This window comes from Niallia sp., from assembly GCF_031978665.1.
GTDB lineage: Bacteria > Bacillota > Bacilli > Bacillales > Cytobacillaceae > Niallia.
This window is the reverse complement of sequence record NZ_DALZDK010000005.1, coordinates 81,975-102,309: the sequence shown is the minus strand read 5'-3', so window position 1 is coordinate 102,309 and position 20,335 is coordinate 81,975. Positions and strand designations below refer to the sequence as shown.

Annotated in this window: 15 protein-coding genes; 14 read left to right on the top strand and 1 reads right to left on the bottom strand. The window is 34.8% G+C overall.

The genetic code is table 11. The features are described 5' to 3' along the window. Nucleotides 1-174: 174 nt before the first annotated feature. From RTL21_RS04125 to RTL21_RS04065, 13 genes are all read left to right on the top strand, one after another. The gene (locus tag RTL21_RS04125) at nucleotides 175-3,501 is read left to right on the top strand and encodes an Ig-like domain-containing protein (RefSeq protein ID WP_312093596.1); all 3,327 of its coding nucleotides are present in this window, start codon (nucleotides 175-177) and stop codon (nucleotides 3,499-3,501) included. Between the two features lie 229 nt (nucleotides 3,502-3,730). Beyond that, entirely contained in the window at nucleotides 3,731-5,752 is a 2,022-nt protein-coding gene (locus RTL21_RS04120) for a BglG family transcription antiterminator (protein ID WP_312093594.1), read from the top strand. Between the two features lie 10 nt (nucleotides 5,753-5,762). Beyond that, nucleotides 5,763-6,023, top strand: coding sequence for an HPr family phosphocarrier protein (locus tag RTL21_RS04115; RefSeq protein ID WP_312093592.1), 261 nt, complete (start codon nucleotides 5,763-5,765; stop codon nucleotides 6,021-6,023). A gap of 94 nt (nucleotides 6,024-6,117) precedes the next feature. Further along, the gene (locus RTL21_RS04110; protein ID WP_312093590.1) at nucleotides 6,118-6,870 is read left to right on the top strand and encodes a PTS mannose/fructose/sorbose/N-acetylgalactosamine transporter subunit IIC; all 753 of its coding nucleotides are present in this window, start codon (nucleotides 6,118-6,120) and stop codon (nucleotides 6,868-6,870) included. A gap of 2 nt (nucleotides 6,871-6,872) precedes the next feature. Next, a complete protein-coding gene (locus RTL21_RS04105) occupies nucleotides 6,873-7,736 on the top strand; it encodes a PTS system mannose/fructose/sorbose family transporter subunit IID (RefSeq protein ID WP_312093588.1) in 864 nt (287 codons plus the stop codon). A 138-nt stretch (nucleotides 7,737-7,874) separates the two neighbouring features. Beyond that, on the top strand, nucleotides 7,875-8,279 hold the full coding sequence (locus RTL21_RS04100) for a PTS sugar transporter subunit IIA (protein WP_312093586.1): 405 nt from the start codon (nucleotides 7,875-7,877) through the stop codon (nucleotides 8,277-8,279). A gap of 12 nt (nucleotides 8,280-8,291) precedes the next feature. Next, nucleotides 8,292-8,762 (top strand): PTS sugar transporter subunit IIB, encoded by a 471-nt coding sequence (locus RTL21_RS04095; RefSeq protein WP_312093584.1) that lies wholly within the window; start codon nucleotides 8,292-8,294, stop codon nucleotides 8,760-8,762. A gap of 13 nt (nucleotides 8,763-8,775) precedes the next feature. After that, complete coding sequence (locus tag RTL21_RS04090) at nucleotides 8,776-9,888, top strand: galactitol-1-phosphate 5-dehydrogenase (RefSeq protein WP_312093582.1); 1,113 nt, start codon at nucleotides 8,776-8,778, stop codon at nucleotides 9,886-9,888. A 13-nt stretch (nucleotides 9,889-9,901) separates the two neighbouring features. Then, entirely contained in the window at nucleotides 9,902-10,450 is a 549-nt protein-coding gene (locus RTL21_RS04085) for an SIS domain-containing protein (RefSeq protein ID WP_312093580.1), read from the top strand. Between the two features lie 53 nt (nucleotides 10,451-10,503). Further along, nucleotides 10,504-10,776, top strand: coding sequence for a phosphocarrier protein HPr (locus RTL21_RS04080; protein WP_312093578.1), 273 nt, complete (start codon nucleotides 10,504-10,506; stop codon nucleotides 10,774-10,776). 25 nt (nucleotides 10,777-10,801) lie between these two features. Further along, nucleotides 10,802-11,503, top strand: coding sequence for a D-allulose 6-phosphate 3-epimerase (gene alsE / locus RTL21_RS04075; protein WP_312093576.1), 702 nt, complete (start codon nucleotides 10,802-10,804; stop codon nucleotides 11,501-11,503). Nucleotides 11,504-12,537: 1,034 nt separating this feature from the next. Continuing rightward, nucleotides 12,538-15,993, top strand: a complete 3,456-nt coding sequence (locus RTL21_RS04070) for a CDP-glycerol glycerophosphotransferase family protein (RefSeq protein ID WP_312093574.1) — start codon at nucleotides 12,538-12,540, stop codon at nucleotides 15,991-15,993. Between the two features lie 383 nt (nucleotides 15,994-16,376). After that, on the top strand, nucleotides 16,377-17,171 hold the full coding sequence (locus tag RTL21_RS04065) for a DUF6270 domain-containing protein (protein WP_312093572.1): 795 nt from the start codon (nucleotides 16,377-16,379) through the stop codon (nucleotides 17,169-17,171). A gap of 138 nt (nucleotides 17,172-17,309) precedes the next feature. Here RTL21_RS04065 and RTL21_RS04060 read toward each other — a convergent pair whose 3' ends face one another. Then, the gene (locus RTL21_RS04060; protein ID WP_312093570.1) at nucleotides 17,310-18,149 is read right to left on the bottom strand and encodes a DUF6270 domain-containing protein; all 840 of its coding nucleotides are present in this window, start codon (nucleotides 18,147-18,149) and stop codon (nucleotides 17,310-17,312) included. Between the two features lie 624 nt (nucleotides 18,150-18,773). Between RTL21_RS04060 and RTL21_RS04055 the strand changes: the two genes are divergently transcribed. After that, nucleotides 18,774-19,985, top strand: coding sequence for a glycosyl hydrolase family 28-related protein (locus RTL21_RS04055; protein ID WP_312093568.1), 1,212 nt, complete (start codon nucleotides 18,774-18,776; stop codon nucleotides 19,983-19,985). Nucleotides 19,986-20,335: the final 350 nt, after the last annotated feature.

The window sequence follows — 20,335 nt, the reverse complement described above, 5'->3', positions numbered from 1 at the left end:
TTGTTTATAGCCACCATTTAAACAAGCTATATATTCATTTTATTTCCGTCTATATGCTTATTTGGTAAAAAGGTATAGAGGGGAAATTTACCATGTTTATAATGTGTGTATATATTACTATTTATATAGAAATATATGGATAATCATAGTATGATAACAACGGAGGGGAACATGATGAGAAAAACTAGGAAGCTATTATCAATTCTTATGTCGTTGCTATTATTTTTTGGATTATCATCTAATGTATTGGCAAACAATGAGATTAAGCAGTCATCTATAAAAAATGGAAAGATCCAAACAAGCATTACCAAACAGGAAAGTCTTCGAAAAAACAAAAAGGGTAATCAAGATTACCTTAATCCCGATGACTATCCGTTAATCGAACAAGGTAGCTTTATAGATTCATTAGTTGATAGTGTGGGAAGTAGACATAAGCTTACTTATTCCTCTACTACCGAATACACGGAATCGGAAATGGAAGTCTCCCTAGAGATAGAAAACAATGATTATTACAAAGATCCATATTTAGATGTGAATTTTTATACAGGAAGCAGTGGAGAAATATCCTATTTAGGTACTTCGACTAGCTATATGGGCTGGTATTCAGGAAAAGTATTACTAGGAATTACACTGGATAAATCACTATATGAAGAGGATCCTTATATCTATATGAGAATCGGTACATATAGCAGTTATTACGATAGCTATTATTCGGATGCCACTTATTTTAAAGTAGCGAATCCCTTTTATAAAGGAGCATCTGATTCTTCTGGTGGTCGTTACTTTGAGCTAATTAGCAATGAATCTCCTGATGAATATGATTTTGAACATACTGGTTATTTTCAAATAAATAATGAGGAATACAGCTTTAATAAGAAGATGGATCAAGAAGCTTACAAAATGGATTTTGTAAAACCCTTTGATCCAGAGAAAAGTGATAGTAAGAAGATCAACAAAAGCATGAAATCCATACAAAAAAGCTATCAAGTTGGGTCAAGCAAAAGCTTTTGGGTAACAAATGTGGAAACAAATCAAGATTATCAGTTAAATGCAACCCTGCTTTATAGTGGAGCACATGCGAATGTCTGGGTTCATAATAGCCAAATCTCCAAACAGCAGGCAGAACAATTAGGGAAAGAATTTGATAATAAAATTTACACATCGGATGTCACGAATTTCGGAAAGGAATCGGATGTAGATGGGGATGGCAAGGTTAATATACTAACCTATGACATTCAGGATGGTTTCAGTGGAAGCGGCGGATATGTTGCAGGATATTTCTCGCCACAGGATCTGTATGCATATTCAACATCCAATCGTTCGGAAATATTTTATATCGATACTTATCCGCTAATGGGAATGTATTCGTCGAAGGATGTGTCTGCTGCTTACTCTACGCTTGCTCATGAGTTTGAGCATATGATTAATTATAATCAAAAGGTATTTGTTCAAGGCAAGACAGATATGGATGTCTGGATGGATGAAGGACTAGCGATGGCCGCAGAGCAAATCTATTTAGGAGAAGCACTGCAAAGCAGAATTGATTATTATAACAGTGATTCCAATATTACAAATGGTCATTCTCTTATCTATTGGGATTATTATGGCGATACGCTTGCGAACTATTCCTTGTCCTATTTATTTATGCAATATGTAAAAGAGCAAGCAGGCCAAGGAAATCGAATTTTTAAAGAAATCATTAATAATAAAAACACGAACTATCTAGCTATACAGGAAGTAATGCAAAAATATAATTCCAAATTAACATTTGGTCAATTGATGACAAACTTCAGGGGAGCACTCACATTAAAAGAGGATTCAGGTCCTTATGGATTTAACGGAAATGCATCCTTTGACTCGATTAAGGAGAAAATTTATAACGGCAGTTACACATACCTGCAAGGTGGTGGAGCAATCGTTAAAGCGATTCAATCGGAAAAGGACTTTAGTGTACCTGCTAGTAAGGGACAAAATATTACGTATACGCTTTTAACAAAGAAGGCAGCAACAAGCACGAAACCTACAACGCCTAGTGTTAAGGAAGTAGGCGATTCTGATATTGTGGTGAATGGAAAGGCTGATAAGAATACAGCTATTGTCATCATGAAAAATAAATCTGTGTTAGGCACAGGTTATTCAAACACTTCCGGTTCCTTTGCTGTTTCTGTTCCGCGACAAGCAGCTGGCACGAAGCTTGTCGTCTACGCAGAAAAAAATGGCGTGAAAAGCGAAGAAGTAACTGTAACAGTGAAAGACAAAACCGCACCAGCATTATCGAAGGTGAATAGTGTCAGCGACGCTGCAACAGTGGTCACAGGAACAGCAGAAGCAAAAGCAGCCGTAACAGTGAAAGCAGGCACCAAAGTTTTAGGCAAAGCAACAGCCGATACAAAAGGCGCGTTCCAAGTAAAGATTGCTAAACAAAAGGCAGGCACGAAGCTAACGGTATATGCAGAAGATGCAGCGAAAAATAAAAGCCGAGAAATAACTGTCACAGTAGTAGATAAAACGGCGCCAGTAATTTCGAAGGTAAATGCTGTTGGGGACACTGCAACTTCTGTAACAGGTACAACAGAAGGAAAAGCAGTAGTAACGGTGAAAGCAGGCACTAAGGTTTTAGGCAAAGCAACAGCCGATAGCAAAGGTGCATTCCAAGTGAAGATTGCCAAACAAAAGCTCGGTACAAAGCTAACAGTGTATGCAGAAGATGCGGCGAAAAATAAGAGTCGCGATGTAATCGTCACAGTAGCAGATAAAACTTCACCAGCATTATCAAAAGTGAACAGTGTCAGTGATTCTGCAACAACTGTAACAGGTACAACAGAAGGAAAAGCAACTGTAACAGTCAAGGCAGGAAGTAAGACGTTAGGCAAAGCAACAGCCGATAGCAAAGGCGCATTCCAAGTGAAGATCGCCAAACAAAAGGCAGGCACGAAGTTGTCTGTGTATGCGGAAGATGGAGCAAAAAATAAGAGCCGGACCATTACCGTAACAGTGGTTGACAAAACAGGTCCAGGATTATCGAAGGTAAATAGTGTCAGGGATTCTGCCACATCCGTTACTGGAACTACAGAAGGAAAAGCAGTCGTAACAGTTAAGGCAGGAAGTAAGACGTTAGGCAAGGCAACAGCCGATAGCAAAGGCGCATTTAAAGTGAAGATTGCCAAACAAAAGGCAGGAACAAAGCTAACGGTATATGCAGAAGATAAGGCGAAGAATAAAAGCAAAGTAGTAACGGTGACAGTAGCAGACAAAACGGCACCAGGTACTCCAACTGCTAGCACCGTCACAACAAAATCCACTAGCATTTCAGGAAAAGCTGAAAAAGGCGCAACGGTGTATGTGTATAAAGGAAGCAGCAAGCTAGGGAAAAGTGTAGTAGATAAAAAAGGTGCCTATAAAATCACCATAAAGAAGCAAAAGAAGAATACCGTTTTAACTCTTTATGCACAGGATAAAGCGGGAAATATGAGTAAAAAAAGAGAGATAAAAGTGAAATAGACAGAAAGCACCTTCCAGGTTTGGGAGGTGTTTTTTCTTGTGGAAACAGGATTCTGCACACACAAGATTTAAATATCGTTTTATTTCAAACGCAAATAGAACAATTTTTGGACTTAAAGTGAAACAGGTACGATGATAAACTTTAACTATTCAAAGGAATTGGTTGAGAATATTAATCTATCATCTTCCAACGGGTTTAGTCATATGTTTGGATAAAGGGGGTGTGGGGATGTACATTAATTTGGAAAGAAGATGTAGGAACTTACTCGATTTATTAGCAAAATATGATGATTTTACGACCATTGAGATAGTTTCGAATCAACTGGGTCAATCAAGGCGAAGTACACAATATGACATTGTGAAACTAAATGACGTATTTAATCAGGCAGGCCTTTCACCGATTGATAGTAGAAGGAATAAAGGCGTTCGTTTATTAATAGAGCATAAGGCATGGTGGGATTCATTTAATTATAAAGAACATGGGAAAATCAATTATATCTTTACACAAGAAGAACGAGTTGCCTTTATTATTTGTGAAAGTATTCTTGCCAATAAAGTAATAAAGATAGATGAAATGGCAGATAAACTTGCAGTTAGTAGAAATACAATTTTTCTGGATATGAAAATGGTGAAAGAAAAACTAATGGATTACAATATTTCGTTTGAATATGTTTCGAAGTCTGGCTATATTGTGCAAGGTGATGGAAAAATAACTCGCTCTGTCTTTATGTATTTTCTATCCTATTTATATCCCTTAATACTGGATGGGATATTACCCCATTTACGTGATGAAGAGATTATAGACATAAAAGATAGATTGACCCATATAGAGAGGGAATTAGAAGTACATTATTCACCAAGTACAATCGATAAGATTGCCATAATGATTAAATGCTGTGACAGTAATATTCCCTTTTTAATGGATGCTAAAGAAGAGGGGATTTTTGAGAAAAAAGCCTATCATCTAGTAAATAAATACTTCCCAGAAAAAAAGCGGGAGGATCAGGCATATATTACAATCCAACTGCTTGGAGCGAGACTAAGAGATGGCTCTTCGATTTCAAATGATAAGCTACCCTATTATAAGGAGAAAGCAGAAATATTGGTAGATAATTTTCAAAGACTAATTGGAATAGAGATCGAAAATAAGGATTTGCTTGTTTATAATTTAGCAAAGCATTTGAATGTCTCTATCTATCGTTATATGTATGGTTTATTAGATGTTTGTGACATAGAAGAAATTCAAAATGACACGAAGGAAATATTTGATTTAGTGAATATCTCGGCTAAAGAGCTCTCCAAAGCAATTGGCTACCCTATTAATGAATCGGAAGTTGCCTATTTAACGCTACATGTTAGTGCCCATATGAGACGTAATAATATAGATATAGGCAAAATTAAAATTTTGCTGGTTGTTAAAGAGCTTGGAGAGGGAGAGAAATTGAAGGAGAAAATGAATGCGCGTCTTCCGATGTTTCAAGTAATCGATATCATCCATCCTCCTCAATTGCCTGATTATGAAGGCGAATACAGTGTAGTTATCTCTACTCAATTGTTAAAATATAATGGTTTTTATGCCTATATATCAAACCAATTAAACAATTCTGATGAGAAAAAGGTACTGGAAGTTTATTTGAGATACCGCATGATAAGCAATCAAGACTTAAGTGAAGATCTTTATACGAGTATCCAGAAGTATATTCCGAAGGCTTATAAAGCGACTGTTAAAGAAGAAATTAGCAAATATTTTCTTAAGCCGATCCCTAATATACTGCAATTGTTAGAGGAAAAGAATGTTCAATGCATTGAAAGTATTTCCGACTGGAGAGATGCATTAGCCCAGGCTTCCTATCCATTATTGGAGAATGGAAGTATTACTAGTAGTTATATTGATTCGATGATTACGAATGTTGAGTTGTATGGATGTTATACCTATTTTGGCAATGGTGTATATCTAGCCCATGCTCAATCCAATCATAATGTTTGTAAATCAGGAGTCTCTGTTCTGACCATCAAGAAAGCCGTGCGATTCAGCGAGGAGCATTTTGTAAAATTATTAATCGTTATCGCATCAACGGATAAAAATGAACATTTTTCTGTATTAAAAGAAACCGTTAGGCTTTGTAATGAGGAGAAAAAGGTAAATAGAATGCTTGCTAGCAAGGATGAAAAAGCTTTATATCAAACAATAAAATCAATAGTGGAAGAGGAGAATGATGAAGGGAAGATACGGAAAGTAAATTTTAGATAGGGATGAAAATATGTATAGGAGAGAAATAGTAATTAATAATCCTAGTGGTTTGCATGCAAGACCGGCATTTGAGTTAGTTGAAAAATGTAAGCGTTTTAAAAGTGAGGTTAAGATAATGAATGGCACCATTATGATTGACCCAAAAGATATTTTCAGTTTGTTAGAAGGAGAATTAAGGGAGAATGCTTTTCTTGTCATTAAGGCTATTGGAGAAGATGAAAAACAAACGGTTGATGAGATATGCAGATTTATCGATTCCCTTGAGGAGTAGTAGGAAAAAATTAGAGGAGGTGAGGCCAACATAGGTTATCAAGTGTTTTCCTGCGTTTTCTTTGAAGTTTAATTTGAGGAAGGGGTGTAAGGAAATGTTTATATCAGCATTTATTGTAGCGATTATTTCTACTTTAAGTCAGTGGTGGGTGAGCCATGTCATCACAAGAACTTGGTTATATCCGATATGGGTAGGGTTTTTAGTTGCATTAGCGATGGGTGAGCCAATAGAAGGAATGAAGGCTGCTGCATATATTCAGCTCACCTATTTGGGATGGATAACAGCAGGAGGAACAATGCCGGGGAATTTAATGGCCGCGGGGGTTTTTGGAACAGCATTGACGTTATTATCGGGAGCTGATCCTAAATTAGCACCTACCTTTGCCGTTCCATTTAGTTTATTAGGAATATTTATTAACCAAGCGTATATGACAATTAATAGCTTTTGGATTCATAAGGCAGATAAATACCTAGAGGAAGGGAATATCACTGGGCTTAGATTAATGAACTATTTACCATCGGGCATCTTAAGCTTCCTGCTTTATGGAGTTCCAGCATTTATACTTGTATATTTTGGAGGAACATTTGCTACAAATATGTTAGATGCATTACCGAAGTCCTTAATCTCTGCTTTAGAAGTAGTGGGTGCTTTAATGCCTGCACTAGGAATAGCGATGCTACTAAACTATTTAGGAAAGAAGAAACTAGTTGCCTTCTTCTTTGTCGGGTATTTTGCGACGATTTATCTGAAATTAGACATTATGGCAATAACGATATTTGCCGCTGCGATTGGTGTATTAATCTATCTGTTTTCAAATAAAAAAAATGAAGCAGAAGGGAATGCATAAGGATGAATGATAAGAAAGATATAGAAGAAATCCAGCCTCCACAAAACGAGCTTCCGTCATTAAGAAAGTCCGATCTCATTAAACATTGGCTACTCGGTTATTCCAGTGAAACCTGTTATAACTATGAAAGACTTCAAGCACTTGGCACTACAAATGCAATGATTCCGATTGTAAGAAGATTATATAAAAATAAAAAAGATCAAGCAGCAGCTTTAAAGAAGTATATGGTGTTTTTCAATACGGAGCCTTCTTACTTTGGAACAGTAATACATGGGATATCTGCTTCCATGGAAGAGCAATCTTCTAAAAGCAAAGAGATAACAGCAGAGGATATTAACTCTGTAAGAACGGGATTAATGGGACCTATGGCGGGGATAGGGGATACCATTTCGCAAGGAATCGTTTATCCAATCTTAGCTGGCATCGCCTGTAGTTTAGCGATTGCAGGTAACTTTGCTGGTCCAATTATTTTTGAAATATTATATAAAATAATCATGCTTTCCATGGGATATACGATGTACATGATGGGCTATAAACAAGGGAAAACATCGATTTTGAAGTTTTTAAAGGCTGGTACTCTAAATAAAATTACGGAAGTATTCAGCATTATTGGATTAATGGTTGTAGGTAATATGGCAGCAAGCAGAGTGGGCATTATGACACCGATAAATTTCAAAGTGGGAGAAGTTGGTTTTGAATTGCAGGGAGTACTAGATTCTTTACTGCCAGGAATTCTTCCATTAGTAACCACATTAATTATTTGGAAATTAATATCGAAAAAAATGAACCCAACCTATATTATTGCGATTTTATTTGTTGCAGGAATTGCTGCTTCTTATTTAGGAATTTTAACCATTACGGGATAAATCAAAAAGAGATTAATAGGGAAGGATAGCGGGCTGTCCGAAAGTTGCTCTATTTTTGCAAAGACTTAAATACTATTAAACTTTTCGAACAGCCTAGTTCGTTTCTTGAATAGAAAATGTTGCGAAGGAGATGAGGATATGATTGGAATTCTGCTGCTAAGTCACGGGAATTTAAGTAAACAGCTGTTAGATAGTACAGCAATGATTTCCGGAAAAATGGAAAGAGTCCTAGCAGTTGCATTAGAGGAGGGAGAAAGTCCAGATGTATTTGGAGAAAGAGTGAAGCAAGCAGTTAACGAGTTAGATGATGGAAAGGGTGTACTTGTATTAGTAGATTTACTTGGGGGCACGCCGTATAACCAAATAGGCTTAATAAGCAAAGAGTGTAATGTTGAAATTATCACGGGCATGAATATGCCTATGTTAATGCATCTTTCATTGGAGAGAGAAGCAAACAGTGATATATCAGCATTAGCACAAAGTGCTTTGGAATTCGGAAGGAATGGGATAAGAGTCTTACCGAAAAGAAATCAAAAAACATAAGGAGAAGATCGGATGAAAAACGTGAACTTAGTGAGAATTGATGATCGATTAATACATGGCCAGGTCATGACCGCATGGATGAAGGTAATGCCTGCCAAGAAAATCATTATTATCGACAATAAAGTGGCAGACGACGAATTTATGATTAGTATTCTAGAATTGGCTGCTCCTAGTGGAGTAAAGGTGCAGGTCTTAAATGAAGAGAGAGCATTGAAGGAGTTACAGGAAGAACAAAAGGTGCCAACCTTTATTCTAGTCAAAACTCCACTTACGCTAAAACCTCTGGTCGATGCAGGCATTCCTTTTGAAAAAATTAATATTGGCGGAATGGGCCTAAATGCTGAGCGAAAGACATTATATAAAAATATTGCAGCGACAGAAGATGAAAGGAAAGTATTGAAGGAGTTCTTAGATAAAGGAATCGAAACATCTATCCACATTATTCCCTCGGAAAAAGTGATAGAAATTAAAAATCTCTTGTGAAGGAACATGTCATATGAATAATTACCATTTCACGTTACCGAAAAATGGAACGGAGATGGATAAAGGAGTAATTCAGATGAAAGCAATGAGACTGCATGGGATCAATCAATTTACGTTAAATGAAGTGGAAAAGCCGGTACCAAAGGGAAGCGAAATTCTTGTAAAGGTGGAAGCTTGTGGAATATGTGGCTCCGATATTCCGAGAGTGTATGAACTGGGTACAAGGGTATTTCCTGTCACGTTAGGCCATGAGTTTTCTGGAACGGTAGTCGAAGTTGGAGATGAGGAAGATCGAGAGTTGATTGGGAAAACAGGAGCGATATTCCCTTTGATTCCTTGCCTTACATGTGAATGCTGTCTGACGGGGAATTATGCACAATGCAAAAACTATAATTATTTAGGATCAAGAAGTGATGGAGGATTTGCAGAATATTGTCTCCTTCCTTCTAAGTGGCACTTAGTTTTTTCCAATAATCCCAATATTTCGAAGGAATCCCTGTCTTTAGTAGAGCCAGCAACGGTTGCTCAGCATGCCCTTCGAAAAGGAGAGGTAAAGGCTGGTGATACAGTTGTCATTTTAGGGGCAGGTCCAATAGGCATATTAATGGCAAGATGGGCAAGGTTATTTGGGGCTAAAAATGTTGTAGTTGTTGATATAACGGATGAAAAAGTAAACTTTGCAAAAAGCAGAGGACTTCAGGCGGTTCATTCCTTAAAGGAGAACTGCAAGGAGGTCATTCTTCATTTGACAAATGGAATAGGAGCCGATGTGGTAATAGAAGGAACCGGAACCTCCAATGGCATCAACACGGCAGTAGAATGTGTTCGAACCTTTGGAAGCATAGCCTTGCTTGGAAATCCCCATAAGGATACAACCATTTCTCTCGCGAATCATAGTGATATTTTGCGAAAGGAAATCATTTTAAAAGGAGTCTGGAATTCCTATTATCTAGATGCACCGGTTAATGAATGGAGATATACAGTGGATATGATGGATGAAGGGAACCTCGTTGTTTCCGATTTAATCACCCATAGATCGAATCTAGACCATTTAGGAACATTATTTGATCATATATATGAAAGAAAAATTTCTATTTGCAAAGCTATTTACTCAAACAGCAAGTAAGGAGGGGGAAGAAGTGAATTATGCCAAAAGGATACTCTCAGAAATGGAGGCTGTTTGTGAATTAGTAAATCAGAAAGAAGTTACTCAATCGGCAGAACTTATTATTCAGGCGAATAGGGTGCTTGTTGTTGGGGTTGGACGTGTCCTTATTTCTCTTAAGGCATGGGTTAAACGGCTTCGACACTTAGGAATCGATATAAATTATGTAGGCAGCGAAACGGAAGCAGCAGTTTTAAAGGGAGATTTATTAATTGTAGCTTCCTCTTCTGGAGAAAGCATTATTCCTGTAAAAATAGCCGAAAAAGCAAAGAGTTTAAAGGTAGATGTTCTTTATATTGGAAGCAATCCAGATAGTAGTGCAGGAACTTTGGCAGATTATTCTCTTCGAATTCCTTGCAAAACGAAATTGGGTCTTCCAGATGAATTTCATTCTTTTCAGCCGATGTCTACATTGTTTGAACAGGTTCTTTATATCATGGGAGATGCCCTTACTTATGAAATTATGGATCGCATGACTTTTAATGAAGAAGAGATTAAAAATAATCATGCAAATTTAGAATAGGTCAATTATGGATAAGGAAGAAATTTTCCATACTTAGCAAGGTGGTGCGAGAGATGGCTGAAAAAAAGTTTAAAGTCGTAGATGTTGGAGGTATTCACGCTCGTCCAGCTATGGCGTTAGTTAAATTAGCATCTAAATTTGTAGCAGATATACACTTGGAGTTTAATGAAACAATAGTCAATTTAAAATCAATTATGGGCGTGATGTCATTAGGAATCCCCTTTGGATCCGAGCTTATCATTATAGCTGACGGAGCAGATGAAGATGAAGCGATAGTAGCCATTTCCCAGGCGATGGATATGATTGGATTAGCAGAAGTTCCATAGGTTAAAAAAATGGAGGCGAGATGAAATGTATAAATTTTCCCCCTCATTAATGTGTATGGATATATCTAGCTTTAAAGAGCAAGTCACATTGTTAAATAGCTATGCGAATTTTTACCATGTGGATATTATGGATGGTCATTTTGTTAAAAATATCACGTTGTCTCCCTTCTTTATCAAAGAGCTAAAAAAACTTGCTACCTTACCAATTGATGCTCATTTAATGGTAGAAAACCCAGAGGATTTTCTTGATGAGACGATTGATGCAGGCGCAGATTTTATTAGTTTACATGTTGAAACCATTAATGGTAAGGCCTTTCGATTAATCGAACAGATTAGAAAAAGAGGGAAAAAGTTTGGCGTAGTCTTAAATCCAGAAACCCCCTTAGAAGCAGCTCTTCCTTATTTGCATTATGCGGATATGCTAACCATCATGACGGTAGATCCTGGATTTGCGGGTCAATCGTTCATAGCAGAGATGATAGACAAAATAAAACAAGCAAAATTATGGAAAAAAACGAATAACTATCATTATATGATTACGATTGATGGTTCCTGTAATCGAAAAACGTATAAAAAGCTCGCAGATGCAGGAGCGGAAGTATTCATAGTCGGCAGCTCCGGTCTATTTAATCTAGACTCAAGCCTTGAAACGGCATGGCGTAAAATGATGGATGAGTTTAATCGGGAAGTAGGAAGTTGTGGGGGAGATGCTTTTGCTTCGCAATAGAGTATGTATAGAATTTCAAAGTATAAGGTGATGGATGTTTTTTTCCTAATTGTAGGTGTCTTCACTCAAGATGCCTACAATTTTCTAATTTATTCCTCGCATTTCCGTGAAAAATCAAGAGCTTATGTGAATGATCTACTCCTTTAATTTTTTCTCCAAGTAACTACTGAAAAATTTATATAAATGTCTTCAAGAGCTGGAGGCAATTCAATTAATAATAAGAAATTAAATAAACAAAGTTTCGAAAAGTTATTTTTCAAATAGTGGGGGACTAATTACCCGTAGAGGAACGATAAAATTTTGAGAAAAGAAATGCAAGTAATATGGTCCTATCCTAGGTCAAACTGTAATCCCTTCATCTGTATTTTTAATAAAGGACAATGAATCATTGAACTTCTATTATTGGAATATAATGGCTGGTGTTCAGCTGTATTTTCTACGTGCAAAATTGGGAATATATAATAGAAGAAAAAATTTTACTTTAGAAAAAAATAAACAATCGTTTATCGGAAATTTTGTTACTCGATGGAAATAAATAGACAGTAGTTATCTTCATTTTTTTACCAGAGTGTATATATGAAAGAAACGAACTCCTTCCCTCCCATCCTCTCCTATCTTCTGTCAATAAACAAGAAACCTTGACAAATTTCACTAGAAAAAATACTGAGAATGGATTATTGAAATCTCAGATTATTTAAGGTAAAGTAAGCCATAATATTTCATAAAGATTACGTTTTGGATATATTATGTAATATTTATCAGAATATGTCTAAAAAAATAAAAGAATATGATAGAATGAAAAAGCGTAAAAAATAGCTAGCTAATTATTGGAAATTTACAATTATTTGTGGTATAGGGATTTTTTTCTAAGGGTGTTTTCAATAAAAGCTGGAATTTGGATATGGATTAAAAAGCTTGCAGTGTTTATTTACAAACACTATTTTTTATTTTTTTGACAAATAGATAAAATCTATTTTTATAATACTAATACATAAAATATAGATAATGAAATTAATAAGTAAAGGCGTGAGAGTATGAAATCAATATCTATTCTTGGCTACGAGCTAATAGATAATTATCTTCGACTAGATGTTGAACCGACTGAAATTAATAATCATAAAGTTGAAGTTTATTTGACAAACAGAGCTACAAAAAAACACAGAACCCTAACACCTTTATTAGAGGCGAAAAATGGCAGAACGGTTTTAGAAATAAATGTAGCGAAAATTCCATTTAACCAATTGCATAAGAATATCATTGATGTCCACCTGGTAATTGATGGAAAAAGAAAGAGAGTATACTTTAAGAACTTTAATAGTGAAAATGCTACAAGTAATTTCTCTTCTTCCATGTATAAGATTAGCAATACTAGAGTTGCTGTGCCGTATATTACGCAAAAAGGGAATTTGTCCATCATGTATGGAAATGCTCCAGCGGTCTTTGCGTCCTATTGTGAAGCTGTTAAAGAAAAGTTGACGATTAGTAATGTGAAGATTACAAAATCCAAAGTTAAATTTAAGATAGCTGATATGATCATTGCAGATGATACTCCTTATTTCATTGCTTTATATAATAGAGATGAAAAGAAGTTTATTCCTGTAAATTATACTTTCCAAGCTAATAAACCTTCTGAGTTTGAAATTGATTTATCTAATATGAAAAATTACGAATTAAGTTCTGAGTATAATTTATTCTTGATGGCGAAAACAAAGGATGCAAAGATTGATTATCGTTTAACTTTAGACCAAAAGAATAAGTTTAAACCTTTTAAAGTAAGAAGAGATAAAAAGGTTGCTCCTTATGTAAACGATAAAGGGGTATTCACGTTTATGGTTACCGATGATCATCTCTTGGACAAACAGAATTTACATGTAAAACGCAATACCTTATTCATTAAGAATTATCAACAAGACAGCAGTGTATTAAATGTTGATCTTAAAGCAGGGAAGATGGTAAAGGACTTTGAATCCTATGCGATCCTTATAAAAAATGTAAAGACGGCTCAAATGGTTACTTTGCATCATAAAGAAGCAACATTTAATAATGAGAATCAACTTCGCTTCCATTTAGAGAGAATGTTTTCGGAAGGGATTTTTTCCAATGGGCAACGTTGGAAAATCTATTTGAAATTGTACAAAAACAAGACTGTCTTTGTATATGAAATCAAAAAAGAAGATGAAGTGATTGAAGCACCAATTAATCGACATATGAAGCCAGTAAAGGTAAAAGCTAAGAAAAGTGTCATTACGTATCTTACTGGTTTAAATGAGCTCGCTTTTCTTATTGGTGGGGAAGCCGTTTATAATAGAGAAGTATATAAAAAGGAATCTGGACAAAGCACAATTGAAAATGTACAAGTAACTGGGCAGTTACTATCATTTAAAATGAATGCTTTTAATCGAAATATTAGCAGTGGAAGATTGATGTTTAGAGAAAGAAAATCCAAGGACATTTGGTGGCAAGACGTGGTAGTCGATAATTCAACTGGTTTGGTTACAGTAGATTTATCTACCTTTATTGACTCTTATCAAAATGAGGTTTCTCGTTGGGATTTATTCTTAGAGCTAAATAATCAAGGTCGTATTGAATTTAATAAAATAGGCTGCTTTGATAAGCAAGAGCTACCGTCTCATAAACGCTATTTTTCATCGATAAAGGCAGATAGCACGAATGTCGTCACACCATATTTAACGATTAAGAATGAACTGGCGATCATCATTCGTCCGGAACAAGCTTTATATAATGAAAAGTTAAAATCGAAGATGTCTATTGAAAAATTCGGCATGAAAAAGGGCATCATTAGCGGAGATGTGATTCTTGAGCTTCCGGAGTGCGACAATTATCAAGTCAATCAATTTATCTTTAAATATCGCGATAAGATTGAAGATATTGAGTATACATTCCCAGCTGAACAGACGAAAATCAATAAGAATACATCAAAGGTTAGCTATCGCATTGATTTAAAGGATTTAGAGCTTCAGAATTACTATTGGGACTTATTTGTAGTAATTACGGTAGATGGGGAGAACTATCTGCAAAAGCTTAAAAACCCAGCACCGAAAGTAAGAAAAACGATTACGAACAGAGTTATTCGCTATTCATACGAATACGATAATGGTTTCTTTGTTTATCCGTATATTACTTCGGTTAATACATTAGCTTTTGGATATAAGAAGAAAGAAGTCCATGAAGGCTTATCGTACAAAATAAAGGAAAATCTCGCTTATTATACGTACAAGCTGTTCAAGCCTTATTTTGAAAGAAAGTCTATCTGGTTAGGGTTTGAAAAGTTCTCAGAAGGTGCACAGGATAATGGCTACTTTTTCTTTAAGTATTGCTATGACAATAACAAAAAGAAAAACTTCTATTACATCATGAAAAAAGACTCGCCAGATTATTCGAATTTAGAGGGCATGGAAGATAAGGTTATTGATTATATGAGCTTTAAGCATATGCTTTATGTATATGCAGCGGAATTATTAGTATCCTCCGAATCCAAAGGACATGCCTATGATATTCGAATTGAAAAAGGCCGTCTGAGAAGAGCGCTAGAAACGAAGAAGCATGTCTTCTTACAGCATGGCGTTATTGCGTTGAAGAAAGTAGACCATGTATTTAGAAAGACAGGCAAAAACTTTGTCGATCTCTTTGTTGTTTCCTCTGATTATGAAAAAAATATTATTAAAGATAGCTTTGGATATAACGATAAAGAGGTAATTGTGACAGGGCTAAGCCGATGGGATGTACTAGAGGATAAGTCACAACAAAACAAAGAAAAAGTAATTTTCGTCATGCCAACATGGAGAACATGGATGGATGACCTACCAGAAGAAAAATTTATTAACACCGATTATTATAAGAATTACACGGGCTTACTTACTTCGCCAAAGCTTAATGCACTATTAGAGGAAAAAAATATTAAGCTGCAGTTTTACATTCATCCTAAATTTAAGGATTATGTCGACAAATTTAAGACAGATAATAAGAATGTAAAGATCTATCAATATGGCGAAGAAAAGGTTAATGAATTACTAATGCATTCTTCTATGCTGGTTACCGATTATTCTAGTGTGGCATGGGAAATGTTCCATATGAGAAAGCCAATTTTATTCTACCAGTTTGATATTGATGAATATAATATGTACCAAGGCAGCTATCTTGATATGGATAAGGATTTATTTGGCGATCGAGCATTTGATTTAGAGCATTTAATCAATGGAATACAGGAATATGCTAATCGGGACTTTGAGGAGAAAGAAGAGTACGGAAAGTATCGAAAGCATTACTTTAAATATGTGGATAAGAATAACTGTAAGCGAACATTCACTGCCATTATGAAAAACAGTAAAAAGCTAGCGCTTAGACAAGAAAGAAGCTTTGCTGAAAGATTAAGAAATAATCGATATACAAATAAATTAAAAGCGATATTAAGAAAAAATAGGGCTGTATATAATTTTGTCTTAAAAACGCAGAAGCTTATTGTTAAATAATATCTTTCATAAATATATAGCCTATCAGCAATTTTGATGGCTATATATTTTTGTTCCGTAAATAGTCATATTTAACTAGTCGGAAATAGCGAGAAAAGTGATAAAATACCTAGTGGGAGTAAATGCATTTAGGGTATACTAATTTTGATTTAGTATATAGAACCATTCAATAGATAATGATAGAAACGTGATCTCCTATTTTTTTATTAGCAAATCAGTTGGTTTAATGAATATGTAAATGTTATCATAGGCATATATGCACATCCGAATTATCCATGTTTTTAGTACGATGCAGGAAAAATAGTTTTTTGTTTGTTACAATAATATTATAAAACTCTAAAATCATTTAACGTCATAAAATTATATAACGAAGGGGAATGAAATTGGATAAAGTAAAGATTTCAATTATTGGATCATGTGTTTCAAGAGAGGCTTTTACAACGGTTAATAATCCTGAATACAAAAGAATGTACCAAATAGGGCCAGTTGCCTTTCAAACATCTATTGTTAGCTTTTTAAGCAATCAGGTAAACGAAGGCCTTATTGATTTACCAGAGGAGCTTTCGGAGTATAAAAAAGGTGTTTTAACCACCGATATCTATAAGAGCGCCGTTACACAAATGATAGAATATAAACCAGATTATTTAATTATCGATCTATATGCAGATGTGCGTTATGGTATTGTTAGAGCCGGAGAGACATTTATCACGAATAATCCTTCCACTTTAAGAAAAACAACATTCTACAAAGAGAAGAAGCATGATTATCATATTCATTCAAATAATAAATTTAATGAGTATTTTCCAATCTTTAAAAAGAAGTTTGCTGAGTTTATGGAATGGAAAAATCAAAATTTGCCAAACACAAAAATAATCGTAAATAAATTTAGATATACAAAAGAGTATATGAAAAATAATAAGTTATATGAATTTGACTTAAGTAAATACCCTTATCTAGAAAAAGAAAACGAGAATTTTGCGATTATCGAGACATATCTGGAAGAAACATATACGGAGTTGAGATTCATTAATAATCTTAATGCTGAGTATATTGGAGACGGTAATCATCCATATGGCATAACGCCTTGGCATTTAGAAAAAGCCTACCAAGAAAACGTGATGCATGAGATGAATAAAATTGCACTAATTGATTTTATTGAAAACGAAAATAAAGAGTGATTAATTAAAAAGTTACCTTAAGGGTAACTTTTTTTATGGTCTTTTTTTCTTATTTCAAAATACCTATTGATTCGAATTTATCTCGTTTTGTTAAAATAAAAAGAGCCACACTTGATGGCTCTTTATTCCTGATTCTTTTTACACTTGAGATACTGGTACTGCTTTTGCATTTTCTTCTAATTTGCTTTTTACCACAATACTATGCAGGTCTAACATGAAATCTTGAAAGAAGGTTTTTCCAAAATGCCATGGACTTACACCATACGGATGATTACCATCTGAATAGTATACTTTATCTCTGTTATCGATTGCTAATAAATCATACTTTTCGATTGCATACTTATATAATGTGTCAAAAGTATCATTTTCTCTTAAAATACGCTTGTACAAATCATCTCTTGTGTTAGTACCTTTGTATTTCACGAAATATACGTCTTCTCCATTTTCACGATAATGAGTACTATACCTAAAGCAATTTAAGATTACCTTCGTTTCTGGCAGCGTTTCTGATTTCCATTGCATAAACTTGTCAAGGTTCTCTTTAAAGATAGCCATATAGTCATTATATTTAGAATTCATATGATAAGAAATGAATTCTTGTTTGTTCTTAAAATAATCGGTCTTTCTAAAGTTATTTGGATTATTTGTGATAAAAGCATCGCCAATTTGCGCAATCCCATAACGAACGTCTGCGTAGAAATCAACGATCAAATAATCTGGTTTATATTCCGCGATCGCTTTGATACTTGTTTTTTCCATGTCACTTCTCATAGTTTCCGTGCTATGGGTATTCATTTCCTCACTTGGCTCAATATTGTAAACATTCTGATCAACAGGTGGTGACACAAAACTAACAATACTGCTTTGCCAAGCTAACGGCCCCACTTCATAAAATTCTTTATAGTTTGGATTATTTCTAGTAATAAAGGCCTCTCTAGTAACACAAGAACCAATAATAGCTACTTTAATTTTAGGCATAAAAAAATACTCCCCCTTAAATTCAGTAAGTTATTTTATCACAACTATAGAATAAATTGGAATAAAATATTTCCTTCCAATTATAGTTGAATACAATAGAGATACAAGGTTTTAGGCGTTATCATTTACAGGAAAATAGAAGATATACCGTTATCTATTTTCAGCTTTAATAGTTAGTATACCGTATTCATCTGATTTCTGCTAAAAAAACTATTTGAGGGTATATCATAGCATGTGTAGATTGAAGAGGATATATCCAGCTAGTGTTAAATGATTGAACGTAGCAAAACTTGACCGTTTCTTTTTTTGAGTATAATGTAATAAAAAAGGAAATAAAATTTCCTGACTCCTGAACTTTTGAAGAAAAAGGAAAAGAATGGTTGTTTGGAGTAAGGCATAAACAAGAGAACGAATGAAGTATTTGCTTCATTTTTAATAAGATTATGTTTATGTTCATGCATTTGATGAGAATATAAACATAGGGGTTGTACAATAATAGGGGGAGTCATGAGTAAGAAAATTTATTTCGTCCTGATAATTCTAAGTATATTACTTATATCTATATTTGTATTTGTGGATTTTAAGAAAGTAGTCGTTCATCAACATAAAATGATCAATAGGGAAATGTCTACGAAAAATTTTGTATATAGCGCAGTGGATTTTGAAAAATTTGAAGACTTAGAAGTAAATATCGTTGATGATTTTGGAGCGAGAGCAAATGATAATAAAGATGATTGGAAGGCCATTCAATTAGCCTTAGATGAAGTGAAAAATAATGGCGGCGGAACAGTCGTTATCCCAGAGGGGACCTTTCAATTAAATCATATTATTAAAATTTATCAAAACACGCGATTATCTTTATCGGATAATACTACCATCATTCGAAAGCATAGCGGCTTATTTATGATTAATGGAGATGTTGGCGCAGAGTATGATGAATACGATGGAAATGGAAATATCCTCGTTGAAGGTGGGACTTATATTATGAACGAATCCCTTGATTCTGCCGTGCCAGGTGGATGGTTTGGGATAGGGAGAGCAGAGGGGATGATTCTGCGAAATATCGTCATAAAAAATCAATATAATTCCCATGCCATCGACTTAAACTCCTCTCGTAATGTTTTAATTGATAATGTTCGCTTCACAGGGTTTAAAGATGGAACCGAAGATCAATCAAAAGGGTACATCGAAGCCATACAAATCGCAAATCATACGGAAAAAGGATTTATGGCATTTGGGAAATTTGATGGCAAGCATACGGAGAAAGTGACAGTCCAAAACTGTACATTTAGTCGTAGTGATACGGCAGGATTCGGTCCTTGGCCAGTAGGGGTAGGAAATCATGGACTTGGTATCTTAACTGAATTTAATAAAGAGATTAAAATTCAGCAAAATGTATTTAATGGGATGACAATGGCTGGCATCCATTTAAATGCGTATCAAGATGTGACGATTGCCAAAAATACTTTTTACAATACGGAAAGTGCAATATTGATGGAAACTCCCAAAAAAAATTATCGAAGAGATGCTTCCTTAAGCCCAGAGCTACAAGCTGGAAAGAATATTTTCATTGTGAATAACTTATTTAGAAATACGAGAAGTGAAAATATAAAATTAACTGGTCACGAAAATGAAGAGGGAGTTGCGGAAATAAAGAATGTAGAGATTTTGGATAATCAATTTATTGGTAGCAAAGCTGCTGAAGCGAGTGCCTATGTCAATATACACATTGATTTAGTAAATGGCATTATGATCAAAAATAATACGTTAAATAGCATTAAGAATAATATTGTTGCAGATAAATCATCCTTTGTAACCATTGAGAATAATGGATAACCAGTAATATAGCTAAATCTACCAAACCGTATAAAGGGAAGGATAGAGATGTTGATTCTCCTGTAATTTGAAATTTGGTCACAACTACCAAATTTCAAATTATAAGGAGTATTTTATTTGTTGTTATATGTACATATACACGAGTCATAACAATGCCTTACAAGTGGTATAATCAAAAGGATGACTCCATACTAAAAAAACTGATTTCTTACCAACTAGAAAGGCTACGGGAACGACACTAGTACTTTTTTGTTATCAAATTATCACTTTAAAAATCTCTTATATTATGGGATAATGACATTTGTTGTATTTGCAAATGGTGCCCGCAGAAATCTAATTTAACTGAGGAA

Bases quoted from the DNA above. Each gene is read 5' to 3' on its own strand.
- RTL21_RS04110 (WP_312093590.1), top strand. From the start codon at position 6,118: ATGTTTATATCAGCATTTATTGTAGCGATTATTTCTACTTTAAGTCAG.
- RTL21_RS04100 (WP_312093586.1), top strand. From the start codon at position 7,875: ATGATTGGAATTCTGCTGCTAAGTCACGGGAATTTAAGTAAACAGCTG.
- RTL21_RS04095 (WP_312093584.1), top strand. From the start codon at position 8,292: ATGAAAAACGTGAACTTAGTGAGAATTGATGATCGATTAATACATGGC.
- RTL21_RS04120 (WP_312093594.1), top strand. From the start codon at position 3,731: ATGTACATTAATTTGGAAAGAAGATGTAGGAACTTACTCGATTTATTA.
- RTL21_RS04080 (WP_312093578.1), top strand. From the start codon at position 10,504: ATGGCTGAAAAAAAGTTTAAAGTCGTAGATGTTGGAGGTATTCACGCT.
- RTL21_RS04055 (WP_312093568.1), top strand. From the start codon at position 18,774: ATGTCTACGAAAAATTTTGTATATAGCGCAGTGGATTTTGAAAAATTT.
- RTL21_RS04060 (WP_312093570.1), bottom strand. From the start codon at position 18,149: ATGCCTAAAATTAAAGTAGCTATTATTGGTTCTTGTGTTACTAGAGAG.
- alsE (WP_312093576.1), top strand. From the start codon at position 10,802: ATGTATAAATTTTCCCCCTCATTAATGTGTATGGATATATCTAGCTTT.
- RTL21_RS04125 (WP_312093596.1), top strand. From the start codon at position 175: ATGAGAAAAACTAGGAAGCTATTATCAATTCTTATGTCGTTGCTATTA.
- RTL21_RS04115 (WP_312093592.1), top strand. From the start codon at position 5,763: ATGTATAGGAGAGAAATAGTAATTAATAATCCTAGTGGTTTGCATGCA.
- RTL21_RS04070 (WP_312093574.1), top strand. From the start codon at position 12,538: ATGAAATCAATATCTATTCTTGGCTACGAGCTAATAGATAATTATCTT.
- RTL21_RS04090 (WP_312093582.1), top strand. From the start codon at position 8,776: ATGAATAATTACCATTTCACGTTACCGAAAAATGGAACGGAGATGGAT.
- RTL21_RS04105 (WP_312093588.1), top strand. From the start codon at position 6,873: ATGAATGATAAGAAAGATATAGAAGAAATCCAGCCTCCACAAAACGAG.